At 66.5% G+C, this 12,203-nt stretch carries 15 protein-coding genes; 3 read left to right on the forward strand and 12 right to left on the reverse strand.

From position 1 onward, the window contains the following. Positions 1 to 53 precede the first annotated feature (53 nt). The 7 genes from ELQ40_RS14695 to ELQ40_RS14720 all read right to left on the reverse strand — a co-directional run bounded on the left by ELQ40_RS14695 (position 54) and on the right by ELQ40_RS14720 (position 4,342). On the reverse strand, positions 54 to 449 hold the full coding sequence (locus ELQ40_RS14695) for a DUF6527 family protein (protein WP_127794355.1): 396 nt from the start codon (positions 447 to 449) through the stop codon (positions 54 to 56). After that, positions 439 to 1,641 carry a ThiF family adenylyltransferase gene (locus tag ELQ40_RS14700; protein ID WP_127794356.1) on the reverse strand — a complete coding sequence of 401 codons (1,203 nt, stop codon included), beginning with the start codon at positions 1,639 to 1,641 and terminating at the stop codon, positions 439 to 441. The genes ELQ40_RS14695 and ELQ40_RS14700 overlap by 11 nt, the downstream gene beginning before the upstream one ends. Then, positions 1,616 to 1,882, reverse strand: coding sequence for a multiubiquitin domain-containing protein (locus ELQ40_RS14705; protein ID WP_127794357.1), 267 nt, complete (start codon positions 1,880 to 1,882; stop codon positions 1,616 to 1,618). The genes ELQ40_RS14700 and ELQ40_RS14705 overlap by 26 nt, the downstream gene beginning before the upstream one ends. A gap of 49 nt (positions 1,883 to 1,931) precedes the next feature. Then, on the reverse strand, positions 1,932 to 2,090 hold the full coding sequence (locus ELQ40_RS18830; RefSeq protein WP_164863623.1) for a hypothetical protein: 159 nt from the start codon (positions 2,088 to 2,090) through the stop codon (positions 1,932 to 1,934). 80 nt (positions 2,091 to 2,170) lie between these two features. Next, on the reverse strand, positions 2,171 to 3,178 hold the full coding sequence (locus ELQ40_RS14710; protein ID WP_127794358.1) for an ImmA/IrrE family metallo-endopeptidase: 1,008 nt from the start codon (positions 3,176 to 3,178) through the stop codon (positions 2,171 to 2,173). Further along, positions 3,168 to 3,821 (reverse strand): hypothetical protein, encoded by a 654-nt coding sequence (locus ELQ40_RS14715; protein ID WP_127794359.1) that lies wholly within the window; start codon positions 3,819 to 3,821, stop codon positions 3,168 to 3,170. Before ELQ40_RS14715 ends, ELQ40_RS14710 begins: the two co-directional genes overlap by 11 nt. Then, positions 3,818 to 4,342, reverse strand: coding sequence for a sigma-70 family RNA polymerase sigma factor (locus ELQ40_RS14720; protein ID WP_127794360.1), 525 nt, complete (start codon positions 4,340 to 4,342; stop codon positions 3,818 to 3,820). Before ELQ40_RS14720 ends, ELQ40_RS14715 begins: the two co-directional genes overlap by 4 nt. A gap of 1,060 nt (positions 4,343 to 5,402) precedes the next feature. Between ELQ40_RS14720 and ELQ40_RS14725 the strand changes: the two genes are divergently transcribed. From ELQ40_RS14725 to ELQ40_RS14735, 3 genes are all read left to right on the forward strand, one after another. Continuing rightward, the gene (locus ELQ40_RS14725; RefSeq protein WP_127794361.1) at positions 5,403 to 5,816 is read left to right on the forward strand and encodes a hypothetical protein; all 414 of its coding nucleotides are present in this window, start codon (positions 5,403 to 5,405) and stop codon (positions 5,814 to 5,816) included. Between the two features lie 35 nt (positions 5,817 to 5,851). After that, on the forward strand, positions 5,852 to 6,277 hold the full coding sequence (locus ELQ40_RS14730; RefSeq protein ID WP_127794362.1) for a DUF4279 domain-containing protein: 426 nt from the start codon (positions 5,852 to 5,854) through the stop codon (positions 6,275 to 6,277). 293 nt (positions 6,278 to 6,570) lie between these two features. Beyond that, on the forward strand, positions 6,571 to 6,834 hold the full coding sequence (locus tag ELQ40_RS14735; protein ID WP_127794363.1) for a hypothetical protein: 264 nt from the start codon (positions 6,571 to 6,573) through the stop codon (positions 6,832 to 6,834). A 93-nt stretch (positions 6,835 to 6,927) separates the two neighbouring features. Here the strand turns inward: ELQ40_RS14735 and ELQ40_RS14740 are convergent, their stop codons facing one another. The 5 genes from ELQ40_RS14740 to ELQ40_RS14760 form a co-directional block, all read right to left on the reverse strand. Beyond that, positions 6,928 to 7,566 carry an Imm5 family immunity protein gene (locus ELQ40_RS14740; protein ID WP_164863626.1) on the reverse strand — a complete coding sequence of 213 codons (639 nt, stop codon included), beginning with the start codon at positions 7,564 to 7,566 and terminating at the stop codon, positions 6,928 to 6,930. Positions 7,567 to 7,737: 171 nt separating this feature from the next. Next, on the reverse strand, positions 7,738 to 7,941 hold the full coding sequence (locus ELQ40_RS14745) for a cold-shock protein (protein ID WP_127794365.1): 204 nt from the start codon (positions 7,939 to 7,941) through the stop codon (positions 7,738 to 7,740). A 334-nt stretch (positions 7,942 to 8,275) separates the two neighbouring features. Continuing rightward, on the reverse strand, positions 8,276 to 9,217 hold the full coding sequence (locus ELQ40_RS14750) for an AraC family transcriptional regulator (RefSeq protein WP_127794366.1): 942 nt from the start codon (positions 9,215 to 9,217) through the stop codon (positions 8,276 to 8,278). Between the two features lie 116 nt (positions 9,218 to 9,333). Continuing rightward, a complete protein-coding gene (locus ELQ40_RS14755) occupies positions 9,334 to 10,374 on the reverse strand; it encodes a zinc-dependent alcohol dehydrogenase family protein (RefSeq protein ID WP_127794367.1) in 1,041 nt (346 codons plus the stop codon). Positions 10,375 to 10,533: 159 nt separating this feature from the next. Next, positions 10,534 to 12,141, reverse strand: coding sequence for a cell wall-binding repeat-containing protein (locus ELQ40_RS14760; RefSeq protein ID WP_127794368.1), 1,608 nt, complete (start codon positions 12,139 to 12,141; stop codon positions 10,534 to 10,536). Positions 12,142 to 12,203: the final 62 nt, after the last annotated feature.

The raw sequence follows: 12,203 nt of genomic DNA on the forward strand, positions 1-12,203 counted from the left end.
ATGTGCTGAGTGAGGGTTCGGTGGCGCTCCTTGTCAGCGCGGACCGTAGGTACTTACCGGCCCAGAAGCCTGCCGCGTAGCCGTCGCCAGAACTTGCGGCGCTTACGCGCGTCGAAGTACTTGTCCAGGTCATGGCCGTCTTTACGTCGGCCGTCCTCCACACGCACCTGATCCCATGCAGCTGCCCACTGAACGGCGTTTTGAGTGATGAAGTAGTGAGACCGGCACGGAAACTCCCAGTTGCCCACGGATGGCCGCACCGTAATGCCGACTTCGTCAAACTTGACGCGCCACTCGGCGGGGCTCAGGGGGAGAAATACTTTCGTCCTGCACCCGCACGCACACAGGTGCGCGGTCGTGCCGTAAACCTCGCTGATGTAGAAAGTGTGCGGCTCGAGCGTGCGGGGAATGTACTTCAGGACCACAGGCGCGAAGATCTCAGTGCGCATGGACACGGGCCTCGTTCATAAGCCGATTGCCGTCGAGAGTGTACGTGCTGCTGACCTCATCGCCGTAGTCGCGGTAGAAGCCGAGAGCCTTCTTCCAGGCGATGACGGCGTGGGCAGCGCCGAGCATGTTGAGTTCGACGACCTGGATGTTTTGCTCGTAGATGTCGTCACCTTCAGCGAACGAGAGGTTCGCGTCCACCCACTCCATGGTGTCGAAGGCTGGGTTGATGCGCGTGGTGCGGATGAGGCCGCCGAGTGAGCTTCCGACCTGGTCGACGCCCATACCCGTGTCCACGAAGGAGACGCCGAAGGCCATGAGATGATCGATGATCACTCGCTTGTGGGGCCCGGAGTCGATGGCGATGAAGACGAAATCGAACTCCTGAAGCAGCGTGACGTTGTCTGGCGTGATGTTCTCAGGGTGCGGGATCACGCGCTTATGGAGGGCGCTGGTCGTGCGGTGGTGGTGGCTGACTTTGGAAGGGGCTTCCAGGAGCTGCTCCAGTGGTGTGGCACCGGGTGCGCGGAACGCGTTATGCGGGTGAAAGCGGTCACCGTCAAACAGGTGGATCTCGGCGACGTGAGTCTTGATGACCGCGTCGAGGATGTAGGAGCCCGTGCCGCCAAGGCCGATGATGGCGATCCGTTGGTTCCGCGTCTTGTCGGTGGCCGCGCCGATCCGTGCCCGGCTGGTAGCGGAGTCGAAGTACCGATGAACAGACTCGTCACCTTCGCTGGCCATCGGCGCGAACGTCTCCACCCGGACGTTCGGGTCCAGCCGGTGAACTTCGGTGAGGAGAATGGTCGCGTAAGTCGTCAGCTTCTCGTAGTAGTCGGCGTACCCGGCGGGCGGCTTGTGGGAGAACCCGCAGCTTGCGACCAGGTCTGACCCCAGTTCGACCGCGCTCTGTTGGTGCATCAGAGCTGCGAGCGGTTGACCGCTGCCGTCGCACGGCAGGTCCCCCGGGGCGTTGGTGGCGCCGACGAAGAAAACGGTGTGGTCGCCGACGGGGTTCGCCGTCCTGTCGCCGGCGGACTCGAGAGTTGTGATCAGGCGGCCCCGTGCGACCTGACCGACCGTGTTCACATAGGGCACGCTGATCGTCAGCATGTTCGAGACGAACTGAATCTCGAAGCCACCGTCGACGAGACGCCGCAGGTCGTCACTACGACTTAATAGTTGCCTTGACATTGAAGACGCTGCCCTTCTTCTTCACCTCGACCGTGCCGCCGGCGGTGAGAGTGCCTTCCTTCGGCTTGCGCGCGTTATAAAACGTCACCGTGAAGCGGGTGTCTGGTGCTGGCGGTTCGGGGTACGCGAGCGACATCACCTCCGCGTAGCTGACGATGTCGTCCGGCACGCCGTAGGGGGTGCCGTTGACGATGATCTCGGGACTCTTGGGACCGTTTGAGTGGTCGCTGTGGTTCTGCATGTGCTGCTTCCTCTGTAGGGGAGCGGCCGCGGGCTCGCGGCCGCTCCGGTCAGTTCTTCTCGTTGCGTACGCCCTTGTGCTGTTTGGGGCTGCCGTTCATGATGCGACCCGTTGCGGTGTCCCGCTTGAACCAGCTTCCGTTGTGCTGGAACTCGCTCCGGCCACGTACGGCGCCGGTGCGATGACCGCGTCCAGTGTTCTTCGCCATGCCTCTCACCTCCTCTCCGGAGGCGGCTTCAGGGGTACCTCCACTGTGTAGTCGAGGCAGCGCCGTCAGGTGTAAGCGACTCAGCGGCAGTCGATGCAGATGCCGTCTGTGAGGAGGGCGGGGCTGTACTGCAGGCCGCACTCGTTGCATGGTTGGTCGGATGCGGCGGCCCGTTCGCACTTGCAGAGCCCGCAGTTGGGGCAGTACGGGTTCCGACATGTGGGGCAGGGATATCCCCGCACCTGGAAGTCGGTGCCGCAGCAATAGCCCCGCAGTTGCGGTCGAGTGTCGAAGGCACGGTCGAGGAGCGGCGCGCCCGTCCCGGGTGTCCAGAGGTCGGTGTCCGCGAAGACGCACACGATCTTCGTGCGAGCGACGACAACGTCGACGTAGAAGTCCTCCTCGCTCCACCGCCCACGCCACCTGATGCGTTCCGTGCGGGTCGTCCCCTCCGGCAACCCGAGGAGGTGGTGTCCTTCGGGAAGGCGTTGGCCACGCCAGGGGATCGTTTCCGGCCATCCGCGGTCCGGGTCGGGGCGGACGCTGGCATCGGTGACCTCGCCGGTGAACCGGTCAATGAGAGCGATTGCGCCCATCCCGCGCAATCGTTCAGCGACGGCGATCATGCATACGGGGTGGCTGGCCTGGGTGGTGTCATAGAGGTCGAGGATGTGGTGCGCGCGGACCGGGCCGGGCCCGACAAGTTCCGCGGCGATCTGCGCCGGGAGCAGCAACTCTCTTGCAAACCGGTCGCAGATCGTCTCGAGCACTCTGCCGTCGCTGTCGTTGTCAGCCAGCCAGTCCAGCACCGGGTCGAGCCGAGCGACCACCCAGTGTCCGAGTTCGTGGGCGAGAGTGAAGTTTTCTCGCCGGTTCCCTGTAGGACGGTACAGAACAACGCCGTCGTCCAAGAAGGACATTCCGTCGCAAAATCCGCCGTCCTCGCGCGACTGGCTCAGGTCCGCGGCAGGTCTGACCACGAGGTCAAGCTGAGATGTGAGGGTTGCGAGGGGGTCGCTAGGAAAACCAGCACGGACGTCTGCGGGCACTGCCTCTACGGACAGACGAACGCAGTCGTCAATGTTCACGTTCTTCGACTGTTCGAACGAGGGCGTCCAGCGCACTGAGGACCTGGTCGGTATCAGGCACTTGTCCACGGTAGACCGTCGCTGCCATTCGGCTATCGAGCTCCGCCCGCGCGACCGCGAAAGCGATGTGCCTGACCCGAGCCCAACGCTCAACGATGTCCTTGAATGCCGGCGCCTGCCGAATCGCTTCGAAGCGATCTGTCGCGGCACCCAGCGGTTGGATGAGCACGTCTACTGCGACCGCCAACTCATCGGCGATTGCCTGCACGAGTGCTGGGGGAACGTCAGCGGCCGAACTTTGCCATCGGACGACATCCGCTGTGGAATGGTCCCAGCCGCGCAACTTCAGCCGCTGCGCAAGCGCGCTCGGGGCGATCCTTGCGCGTTGCCGGGCCCGCGCGAATGACCGCGGGTCCAAGGAGCACTCCTTGTCAGGGACAAGCCCAAGCAAGGCAGCTACTGGATCCTCATCCAGTGGCGGTGCCCCCTGTGTTGCGAGCCACGCCGCGTCGGCGGTGAACATCAAGGCATCAAGGCGTGCCTTCTCCTCGGCGTTCGCACCCGATTCGCTTACCAGGGTGCGTCGTTCGTTCGGGTGAGCGACCAGTTCGGCGAGGAGCCGGTCGAACTCGTCGTCATTCATCTGGCCACTCCCTTCCGTTCAAGCTCTTCGCGAAGCTTCTGCAACGCCGCCTTCAAAATCTGGTTCACTCGAGGGCGGCTCACGCCGAGCTCGTCTCCCACTTCACCCTGTGGTCTCTGGTTCTGAATGACCTCTCGGATGACCTGACGTTCGCGTTCGTCGAGCACGGCCATGCTGTCCCACACATGTGCTCCAGCGCGAGCCCCGTCTAGCTTTTCATCAGTGTCTGTGATGGCGTCATCGCCGAGCTCCGCGTGGTCGTCGTGGTCCATGTCGAGCGTGCGACCAAAGTGCCGGACCTCGGCTGCGCGAATGCGGTCGTATGCCTTGTTCTTCACGACTCGCACGAGGAACGCCTCCCAGTTGCGGATCTCCTCCGTGGGCGGGTTGCTCGCGACGGACAGCATCGCTTCGCTCACAACGTCGTCCTTTTCACCCTGCAGGCCAACTTCACGCAGAATCGACGCGGCCACGCGGTGAAGCGTGTCCTTGTGCTGCTGATACAGCGGCCCAATATCCACGAGTGCTTCTACTTCCCGCTCGACCCAGCCGAATCAGCCATCGAATGTTCTCTCCACGGTGTAGTCGAGACAGGTGCCCGAGATGTAAGTAGCACCCGGGCCAATTCTTTCGGAACTCGCTCTTCTGCACGCGCGACACGCAGATGGCACCGTGTCCGCACTAGGCGACTGTCCGCCACTAGGTGTGATGTCCAGGCAGGTTGTTGAGCCTGCTTGCGGTCTGTGGCGGTGATCTAGAACGGCCAGACGAACTCAGCTGTCATACGACCCAAGCGACGCGTCCCCCGCCGCTGGCGGGATCACGTAAAGAACGCCCACGAGCTCAGCGCGGTCGTCGGAAAGGAACATGAGCGCAAACTGGTTGGGACCCTGCACAAGGCACCCAACTACATTCCGAGCGCCCATTTCTCGAAGCCCTCCAACGAGTTCTCCAAGCCCGAACACTTCGGCGCCACGTTCCATTGCCAGCGAGTATTTCAACTCGATCGTCGTTGCAGTTGTGGACGCAGTCTGCCTCGCAGTCGAAACATCTGATGCAGGATCCAACGTCGAAAGGAGAGTCCCCGCTCGAACCGTTACATCATTGGCCGGCGCCCAACTTATCAGGTCGATCAGACTCGCCACACTCGTACGACCGATCATCTGCTAAAGCTATCGCGACGAGGAAACGCATCCGACCACGGCAGATCTTGTGCCATTAATGTGCCATTAAATGCGCGAAAACCATCTGAAACCAACTGTGACCGTTTCGAAGAATCCCTGATCAGCGCGATATCGCAACCAAGAGAATTGAGTGAAAGCCGCCCAGGCTCACTGAAAATCGAAAGGTCACCGGATCGCTGCCGATCGATGCCACAACCAGAACGCCGCCCCGTTGCCATCGATGCGGTCCGTCGAGCACCGGATCAGCCTGCTCGATCCGATGGGAGTGTCGTCGCTGATTCGCCCGGCTCCCGCGTGAGACAGGGGTCGATCTGTCCCCCGTGGGTCTCGCCCACCGAACGACCCCATCTGTCGATGACCTAGGATCCGTCTCATGCAGCGAGCTCGCGGAGTACCTGTGCCTGGCGTGATCGGTCTCGCGCTGCTCGCGGGCGCCGTGACCGCCGTGGCAACAACGCTTGCCCAACTCCTCGTCGATTCCTACAACCCCGTCCTGTCGTTGGCCTGGTTACCGAGCGTGCTGGCGGTGGCGGTTCCGACCTGCCTGCTCGTGAGCATGGCATCGGTGGCCGCCGGCCTCGGCGTCCGAGCCGCAGTAGTCAGATTGACTCGCGCTCCCGCGCTGGCCGCCATGCTTGCCGGGTCGATGGCAGCTGCGACGGCCGCAGTCGCCGCAGTCGTGCTGTCCGAATCACTCAGCGTGGCGGTGCGTGGCGTCGGGTTGGGCGCCGCAGTCTTGGGTGGAATCGCGCTCGGCCTCTGGTCGCTCAAGTGCGCTGCACCATCAGGGTTCACCCGAAGGGTGCCGTAGAACTCCGCTCGATCCGTTGGCCCTACACTCAGCTCATGATTCAGTCCGGCCGAGCGTCATTCATCGTCTCGTCCTCGGAGACGGATCCAGCCGCGATTTCGAGTTTCCTCGAACTTGATCCGACCAGCATCACGAACGCCGGCACAGCGCGCAGGTCCGGCCGCGTGGCTGGCCACCACACCTGGATCGTCGACACTGGCGATATCGACAACACGAGCGACGACCAGACAGGTACGCATGCCGTTCGAACGCTCCTCCAGCTGATCCGGCCGGCGCTCGGCAAGATCGCGAGCCTCCCGCCGGACTGCGCGTCCCGCATCCAATGGTCGACGTACTCGGATTCAGTCCAAGGCGGATTCGTGATGCCCGCCGAGCTCGCGCGAGCGATCGGCGAATTCGGTGTCGATGTGTACGGCACGGTGTACCTCGAAGACGTTCACGCGGACGCGTCGTTTCTCTGATCGAGCAGCGACCCTCGGCCGCCGCGAGCCCCGCTCGCCGAGCGTCGAATGGCCAAGGTCGGCGAGCTCGCACGAGCAGCGGCGCAACGGCACACCCGGGGCCGCCGTCCCCCTCTCGCATCGTCCTGCGGCCGTTCTTCCCTCAGTGCAACGCCGTCATCGATAGGGAGAGCACGAGCAGGACTTCTCCACAGGTCCCGGTGATCTCGATCGCGCCGCGCCGCCTGTGGGATGTTGGTGCGGGCTGCGCCTCGCGCAGCTTCATTGCAACGTCCATCTCACATGGGGGAACGATGAACCGTCTCAAGAAGTCAATCGTCACCGGCGCGGTCACCCTCGCCCTCGTCGGCGGGTCCTTGATGAGCGCGTCGCCGGCGTCGGCGACGACCTACCTGAACTGGATTCAGCTCCCGACGCAGAGCCGCTGCAACATCGCCCTGACGTCAGGAGTCAGGAACGCCGTCGCGAAGGGCTACACGAATATCAGCTCGAGCGGGTGCTACTACCTGCAGACCCGCAAGGTGTGGGAGGCCTGGTACCGGTACACCACCCCGTAACGGCCCAGTAGGCACGATCGAGGGGGTGGCGCGGTTGCCATCCCCTCGATCTGCGTGATCGCTGCCCGCCTGCTCGGCCCCGGTTGCTGCGCCTCAGGTGCTGAACGGCGGAGGGTCGGCGACGTCGCGGTCGGTGTCCCACGCGAACGGGATCGCCTCGCGGAGGTACCACTCCCAGAACGCCCGCCGCACGCGATCGTCGCCGGTCGTCTCCCACACGGCACCGCCGCTGTGGGCGAGCGAGGCGTAGAAGGAGGCATCCCAGTCAGCCGGCGCGGCGATGTGTTCGTCGATGCCGAGGGTGTCGAAGTCGCTGTCGTAGAGCACGGTGTTCACGGCGGCGTGCGTGGCGAAGGTCGCGTAGATCGCGGGGACGAACGGCGCATCCAGGCCCATGAGCGATTCGGCGACCGCGTGCAGCGCCTCGTTCTCGGCTTCGAGCATTTCCGCGTCATACGCACCCTGCAGCACGAGCTCAGCATGCTCGAGCGCCTTCGCGGCTGCGGCCGCGGCATCCGGATGGCGGTCGATGTGCCGCGCGCATGACGCTGCGCACGCGACGGCGAGCTTGGCTCGCGTGTAGTGGCCCGCGTTGGCGTGGATGCTACTCAGCAGTTCGTCCATCCCGCGGTGCAGCACCAAGCGACTCGAGGCGGGCAGTTCGCCGCGCGGATCGATCGAGCGCTCGGCGTCGTCGAGCAGGGGCTGGAGGTCTTGCGACGACACGCTCACGCTGGGTCCTCTGGGGGCGCGGGCGGGCACTGCGGCGACCACAACGGTCGCGCCCGTTGAGGCATGGATGGCATACCGAAACGGGCCCCGGCATCGCTGCCCGGGCCCGCTTCGACGCAGTGGAGCGCCGGCCGGCGGGTCACCCCGCCGACCGACGCGATCGCATCGAAATTACGCGACGCGGATGTTCGAGGCCTGGAGGCCCTTCGGGCCCTGCTCGACGTCGAACTCGACGCGCTGGTTCTCTTCGAGCGTGCGGAAGCCCGACGTCTGGATCGCGCTGAAGTGCGCGAACACGTCGTTGGTGCCGTCATCCGGCGTGATGAAGCCGAAGCCCTTTTCGGCGTTGAACCACTTGACGGTTCCGGTGGTCATATCTGTTCCTTCGTGTGTTCTTCGGTCCGCGATATGCGGAACCGTCGTGCCCACCCGGTGGGGGTGTGCGCGGGTGCCCCTCGACGCCGTGTGCCTCGAGGAGGGCTGATGACCGCAATGCGATTCGCGCGACCGTACGGTGCGCTGGTCGTTCCGGCGGGGCCGGTGCGGTGAGCTTGGGGGATGATTCCATCCGGACTGTATTCGACTTCCCAGCCGGGTGTGACGCGGGCGACCGCCCGCTGGGGATGTCGAAAGCATACCCCGGGGCATCCGTTTCGCGACAGGATCGGTGTAATGACGCCGAATCGAGATGGAACCGTTCGAAACCGGTTCAGGCGGTTCGGGGCTCGAACGGCTCCTCGCCGAACTCCCGCACGTAGGCCGCGACGAACCGCGACGGCTGCGCGAACCCCCACCGGCGCGCCACGAGCCGAACCGAGTCCCCGGGGCGCGAGTCGAGCAGGTCGCGCCGTGCGCCGTCGAGCCGCGCCCGCTGCAGCACGACCCGCGGCGGTTCGCCCAACTGCCGGACGAACGCATGGTGCAGCCCCCGCGTCGAGATCGGCACGGCGTCGGCGATGTCCTGGATCGTGATCGGTGCGGCGGCGTGCGCGTGGATGAACTCGAGAGCCAGGCGCACCACGGGCGACACCCGCGCCGGTGCACGGCCGCGGGCCGTGGCATCCTGCCAGTTCGTCGGAAAGGCGTGCAGGAACGCCGTCGCCAGCAGCTCGAATGCGGACCGCTCGATCATGGGCTCGTCGAACGCGTCGGGCGCCATCGCGAGCGTGCGGCGGAACCCGGCGAGCACCGCGTCCCACCGGCGCAGCGCGTCGGGACCGATCGACGTGGTGCCCGTGCGCTCGAGCACGAGGTCGTCGACCCCGGCCGCCGAGCGGGCGATGGCGGCCACGCCGACCGGGTCGAGTTCGACGGCGACCGCGGCGACCGAACTCCAACTGCCGGCCAGCCCGGTCGACGGCGCCAGGAACGGCACAGTCGGATCGATCGCCGCACGCCCGTGCGAGAGTCCGAGGTCGCGGCCCACCGTGCGCACGACCGTGAACCCGTTGCTGTTCGAGACGCCGCCGCCTCCCCCGTCGAATCCGTAGTCGACGACGGCGAACCGCCGACCGACGGATGCCTCGACGCGCGCCCGGAACGCCGCCGGGTCACCGCGGTTCAGCCGGATCGTCGGGAACCAGACGTCGAGCGCACGTTCGGTCGCCGCCGAGTCGCGGGTGACCACGCGTGTGGTGACGACTGCTGGCATTCGGCTCCTGCCGGGCGGCGGCACCCGGCGCCGGACGGCCGGGTGGAGGTGGTGGTGGTGGTGGTGGGTCAGCCTATGCCGCCCGCCCCGCGATCCCCTACTGAGGGAAAGGATTCCTACAACTCGACGACGGTCATGCCTGAGCCGCCCGTGCCGTTGCCCATCGCGGCGAGCGCCGCCGGCACGTCGTCCAGGCGGATGGTGCGGCCGACCAACTCGATCGGACGGAAGTCGCCGCTCACGACGGCACCGAGCATCTCGGGGTACTCGCGCACGGTCATGCCGTGGCTGCCGAGCAGTTCGAGCTCGCCCGCGATGACCTCGCCCATCGGCATGGCGGCCAGCGCGGCATCCCCCGTCATCAGGCCGATCTGCACATGCCGGCCTCGCTTGCGCAGGCTGCGCACGCTCGCCAGCGACGTCTCGACGCTGCCGAACGCGTCGATCGACACCTCGACGCCGCCCTCACTGACCTCGCGCACCCGCTCGGCGGCGCCCTCGCCGCCGCGCACCGGGATGGCGCCGAGCTTCTCGACGGCGGCGAGCGCGGCATCCGAGACATCCACCCCGAAGGTCTCGACGCCGGCGGCGACGGCGATCATGATCGCCGACAGTCCGACGCCGCCGCATCCGTGCACGGCGATGCGTTCACCCGGCTGCAGCCGGGCGCGGGTGACGACGGCCCGGTACGCGGTCGCGAACCGGCAGCCGAGGGATGCCGCCTCCACGAAGCCGAGCGCGTCGGGGAGCTTGACGAGGTTGATCGCGGCTTCGTGCACGACGACCTCTTCCGCGAACGAGCCCCAATAGGTGAATCCGGGCTGCTGCTGCGAGTCGCACACCTGTTCGTTGCCGCTGCGGCACTGCGAGCACCGACCGCACGCGCTGATGAACGGCGCGGTGACGCGGTCGCCGACCTTCCAGCCGCTGTCGTCGCCGACCTCGCTGCCGAGCTCGACGAGTTCGCCCGCGAACTCGTGCCCGGGAACGTGCGGCAGGGCGACGGCATCGTCGTGGCCCATCCAGGCGTGCCAGTCGCTGCGGCACATGCCGGTCGCGCGCACGCGGACGATCGCTCCGCGCGGCGGACAGGTGGGACGGTCGACGTCGACGACCTCGGGCTCCGTACCGAACCCGGCATAGCGCACCGCGCGCATGCTCCTCCTCGTGCCGACCCCCGGATGAACGCCCCACGAAAGTATGCCGGAGCGATACCTCCGGCGTCGAAACGGTCATTCGCCCCTGCAAGACACGCCCCCCGGTGCGGGCAGGTCGAAGCGGGCGAGCGGCCGACCGGCCGCTCGCCCGCTTACCCGTCAGCAGACCTGGAGGTTCTCGACGCCGACGCCGAGCGTCGGCTCGCCGCCCAGGAGGAAGACGTCGCGCACCTGGAGCCGGAGCAGCTCCTCGATCACGTCCACCGGCACGCAGGAGGGCATCGAGAGGTAGAGCGGCGCGCGCCACCCGCCGGCGATCGCGGCGCCGGCGAGCGCATCGGGGAAGCCGAAGCCCGTCGCGAGGAATGCGGCGTCGGCGACCGGGAAGGACCGCTCGTTCGTGAGGACCGATGTGGCGAAGCGGTCGCTGCCGCTGCGACGGTAGCTCTCGATCATGCCCGGCAGATCGCGCAGGTCCGTCGCGAAGCCCGCGGAGACGCTCGGCTGGCCGCCCGCGACGACGGTCTTCGTCACGTGGAGCCGCTCGAGCAGCTCGGCCGTCGCGTCGTCGACCTGGGTGCTCCGGCCATCCACGAGGATCACCGGCGCGTTCTCGTTGGCCGCAGCGGGTGCGGAGGACAGCGCGTCGGGGAAGTTGAGGCCCGTCGCGATGTACGCGGTGCGCGCGCCATCCACCTCCCAGAAGGCGTCGGCGATCATGCGGGAGGTCTCGAACCGATCCTGTCCTCCGAAGCGCTCGACCGGTGCGTAGGTGGCGAGCTGCTGCTCGACAGCGGCCGCGACCGACGGTTCGCCGCCCACGACGTAGATGTGCTGGGGCGCGAGGCGACCGATCTCCTCTGCGACGACGGCCGGGAGCGCGTCGGGCATCGTCAGCAGGATCGGAGCGCCGATGCGCGCCGCGGCTGGTCCGGCGCTGAGCGCGTCGGGGAAGTTGAGGCCGTTCGCGATGAACACCGCGTCACTGCCCTCGGGGTACCCGGCCAGCGAGATCTCGACGGAGGTGTGGAACCGGTCGGGACCGGACCAGCGGTGGATCCAGATGCCGCCGGGGCCGAGCGTGCCGTCGTGTCCTGCGACGTGCTGATCGGCGGCCAGTTCGACGGGAGTGCTCGAATAGAGCAGTTCGGATGCATCCCAGTACTCGGTCGAGACGAGCGCCTCGTCGGAGCGATCACCGAACCGGAGTGCGTACATGCCCGGAGCCAGTCCGCCGATCGAATAGGTGCCGTCGGACGCAGCCCAGTCGACCGTCGGGAATCGCTCCCACTGGCCGGTCACCTGGTCGTACAGGAAGGCCGACGCGGCGCCCCGAGGTTCGGCGCCGTCGGTGTAAGAGATCGTGCCAGAGATGGACGAGCCGAGTTCCAGCAGTCCGTCGAGACCGGTCACGTCGGTCGGCCCGACTTCGATGACCTGCGCCTGCGATTCGTGGGGCGTGCCACCGAACCACTCCGGCGTGACGCCCTGTCCGTTCCAGTTGTTCGGCACGTACCGGAGGCGGTACTTGCCCGGATCGATCCCGTACATCTCGAACCTGCCGCTCCAGGAGACGGGGACCTGATAGACCAGGTCCCCGTCGCCCCCGAGGCTGTACAGCGCGACGGACACGTCCGCGTTCGGGGCGTAGTCTCCGGCCGCGGTTTCGACGAGCACCGTACCGGAGAGTCGGACACCGGTGTCCGCGAGTGCCGGCGCGGGTGCCAGCACGAGGGGGGTCGCGAGCGCGACGAGCGCAGTGATCATGGCAGTGCGGAACGCACCGGATCGTCGGGTCAAAGGGACGCTCCAGGGGTAGGGCCAGGGGA

It is taken from the genome of Agromyces sp. LHK192, from assembly GCF_004006235.1.
Classification (GTDB): domain Bacteria; phylum Actinomycetota; class Actinomycetes; order Actinomycetales; family Microbacteriaceae; genus Agromyces.

Excerpts from the sequence above, each read along its gene's own strand:
- ELQ40_RS14705 (WP_127794357.1), bottom strand. The coding sequence starts at position 1,882 with ATGCAGAACCACAGCGACCACTCAAACGGTCCCAAGAGTCCCGAGATC.
- ELQ40_RS14735 (WP_127794363.1), top strand. The coding sequence starts at position 6,571 with ATGAACCGTCTCAAGAAGTCAATCGTCACCGGCGCGGTCACCCTCGCC.
- ELQ40_RS14700 (WP_127794356.1), bottom strand. The coding sequence starts at position 1,641 with ATGTCAAGGCAACTATTAAGTCGTAGTGACGACCTGCGGCGTCTCGTC.
- ELQ40_RS14715 (WP_127794359.1), bottom strand. The coding sequence starts at position 3,821 with ATGAATGACGACGAGTTCGACCGGCTCCTCGCCGAACTGGTCGCTCAC.
- ELQ40_RS14760 (WP_127794368.1), bottom strand. The coding sequence starts at position 12,141 with ATGATCACTGCGCTCGTCGCGCTCGCGACCCCCCTCGTGCTGGCACCC.
- ELQ40_RS14695 (WP_127794355.1), bottom strand. The coding sequence starts at position 449 with ATGCGCACTGAGATCTTCGCGCCTGTGGTCCTGAAGTACATTCCCCGC.
- ELQ40_RS14750 (WP_127794366.1), bottom strand. The coding sequence starts at position 9,217 with ATGCCAGCAGTCGTCACCACACGCGTGGTCACCCGCGACTCGGCGGCG.
- ELQ40_RS14745 (WP_127794365.1), bottom strand. The coding sequence starts at position 7,941 with ATGACCACCGGAACCGTCAAGTGGTTCAACGCCGAAAAGGGCTTCGGC.
- ELQ40_RS18830 (WP_164863623.1), bottom strand. The coding sequence starts at position 2,090 with ATGGCGAAGAACACTGGACGCGGTCATCGCACCGGCGCCGTACGTGGC.
- ELQ40_RS14755 (WP_127794367.1), bottom strand. The coding sequence starts at position 10,374 with ATGCGCGCGGTGCGCTATGCCGGGTTCGGTACGGAGCCCGAGGTCGTC.
- ELQ40_RS14730 (WP_127794362.1), top strand. The coding sequence starts at position 5,852 with ATGATTCAGTCCGGCCGAGCGTCATTCATCGTCTCGTCCTCGGAGACG.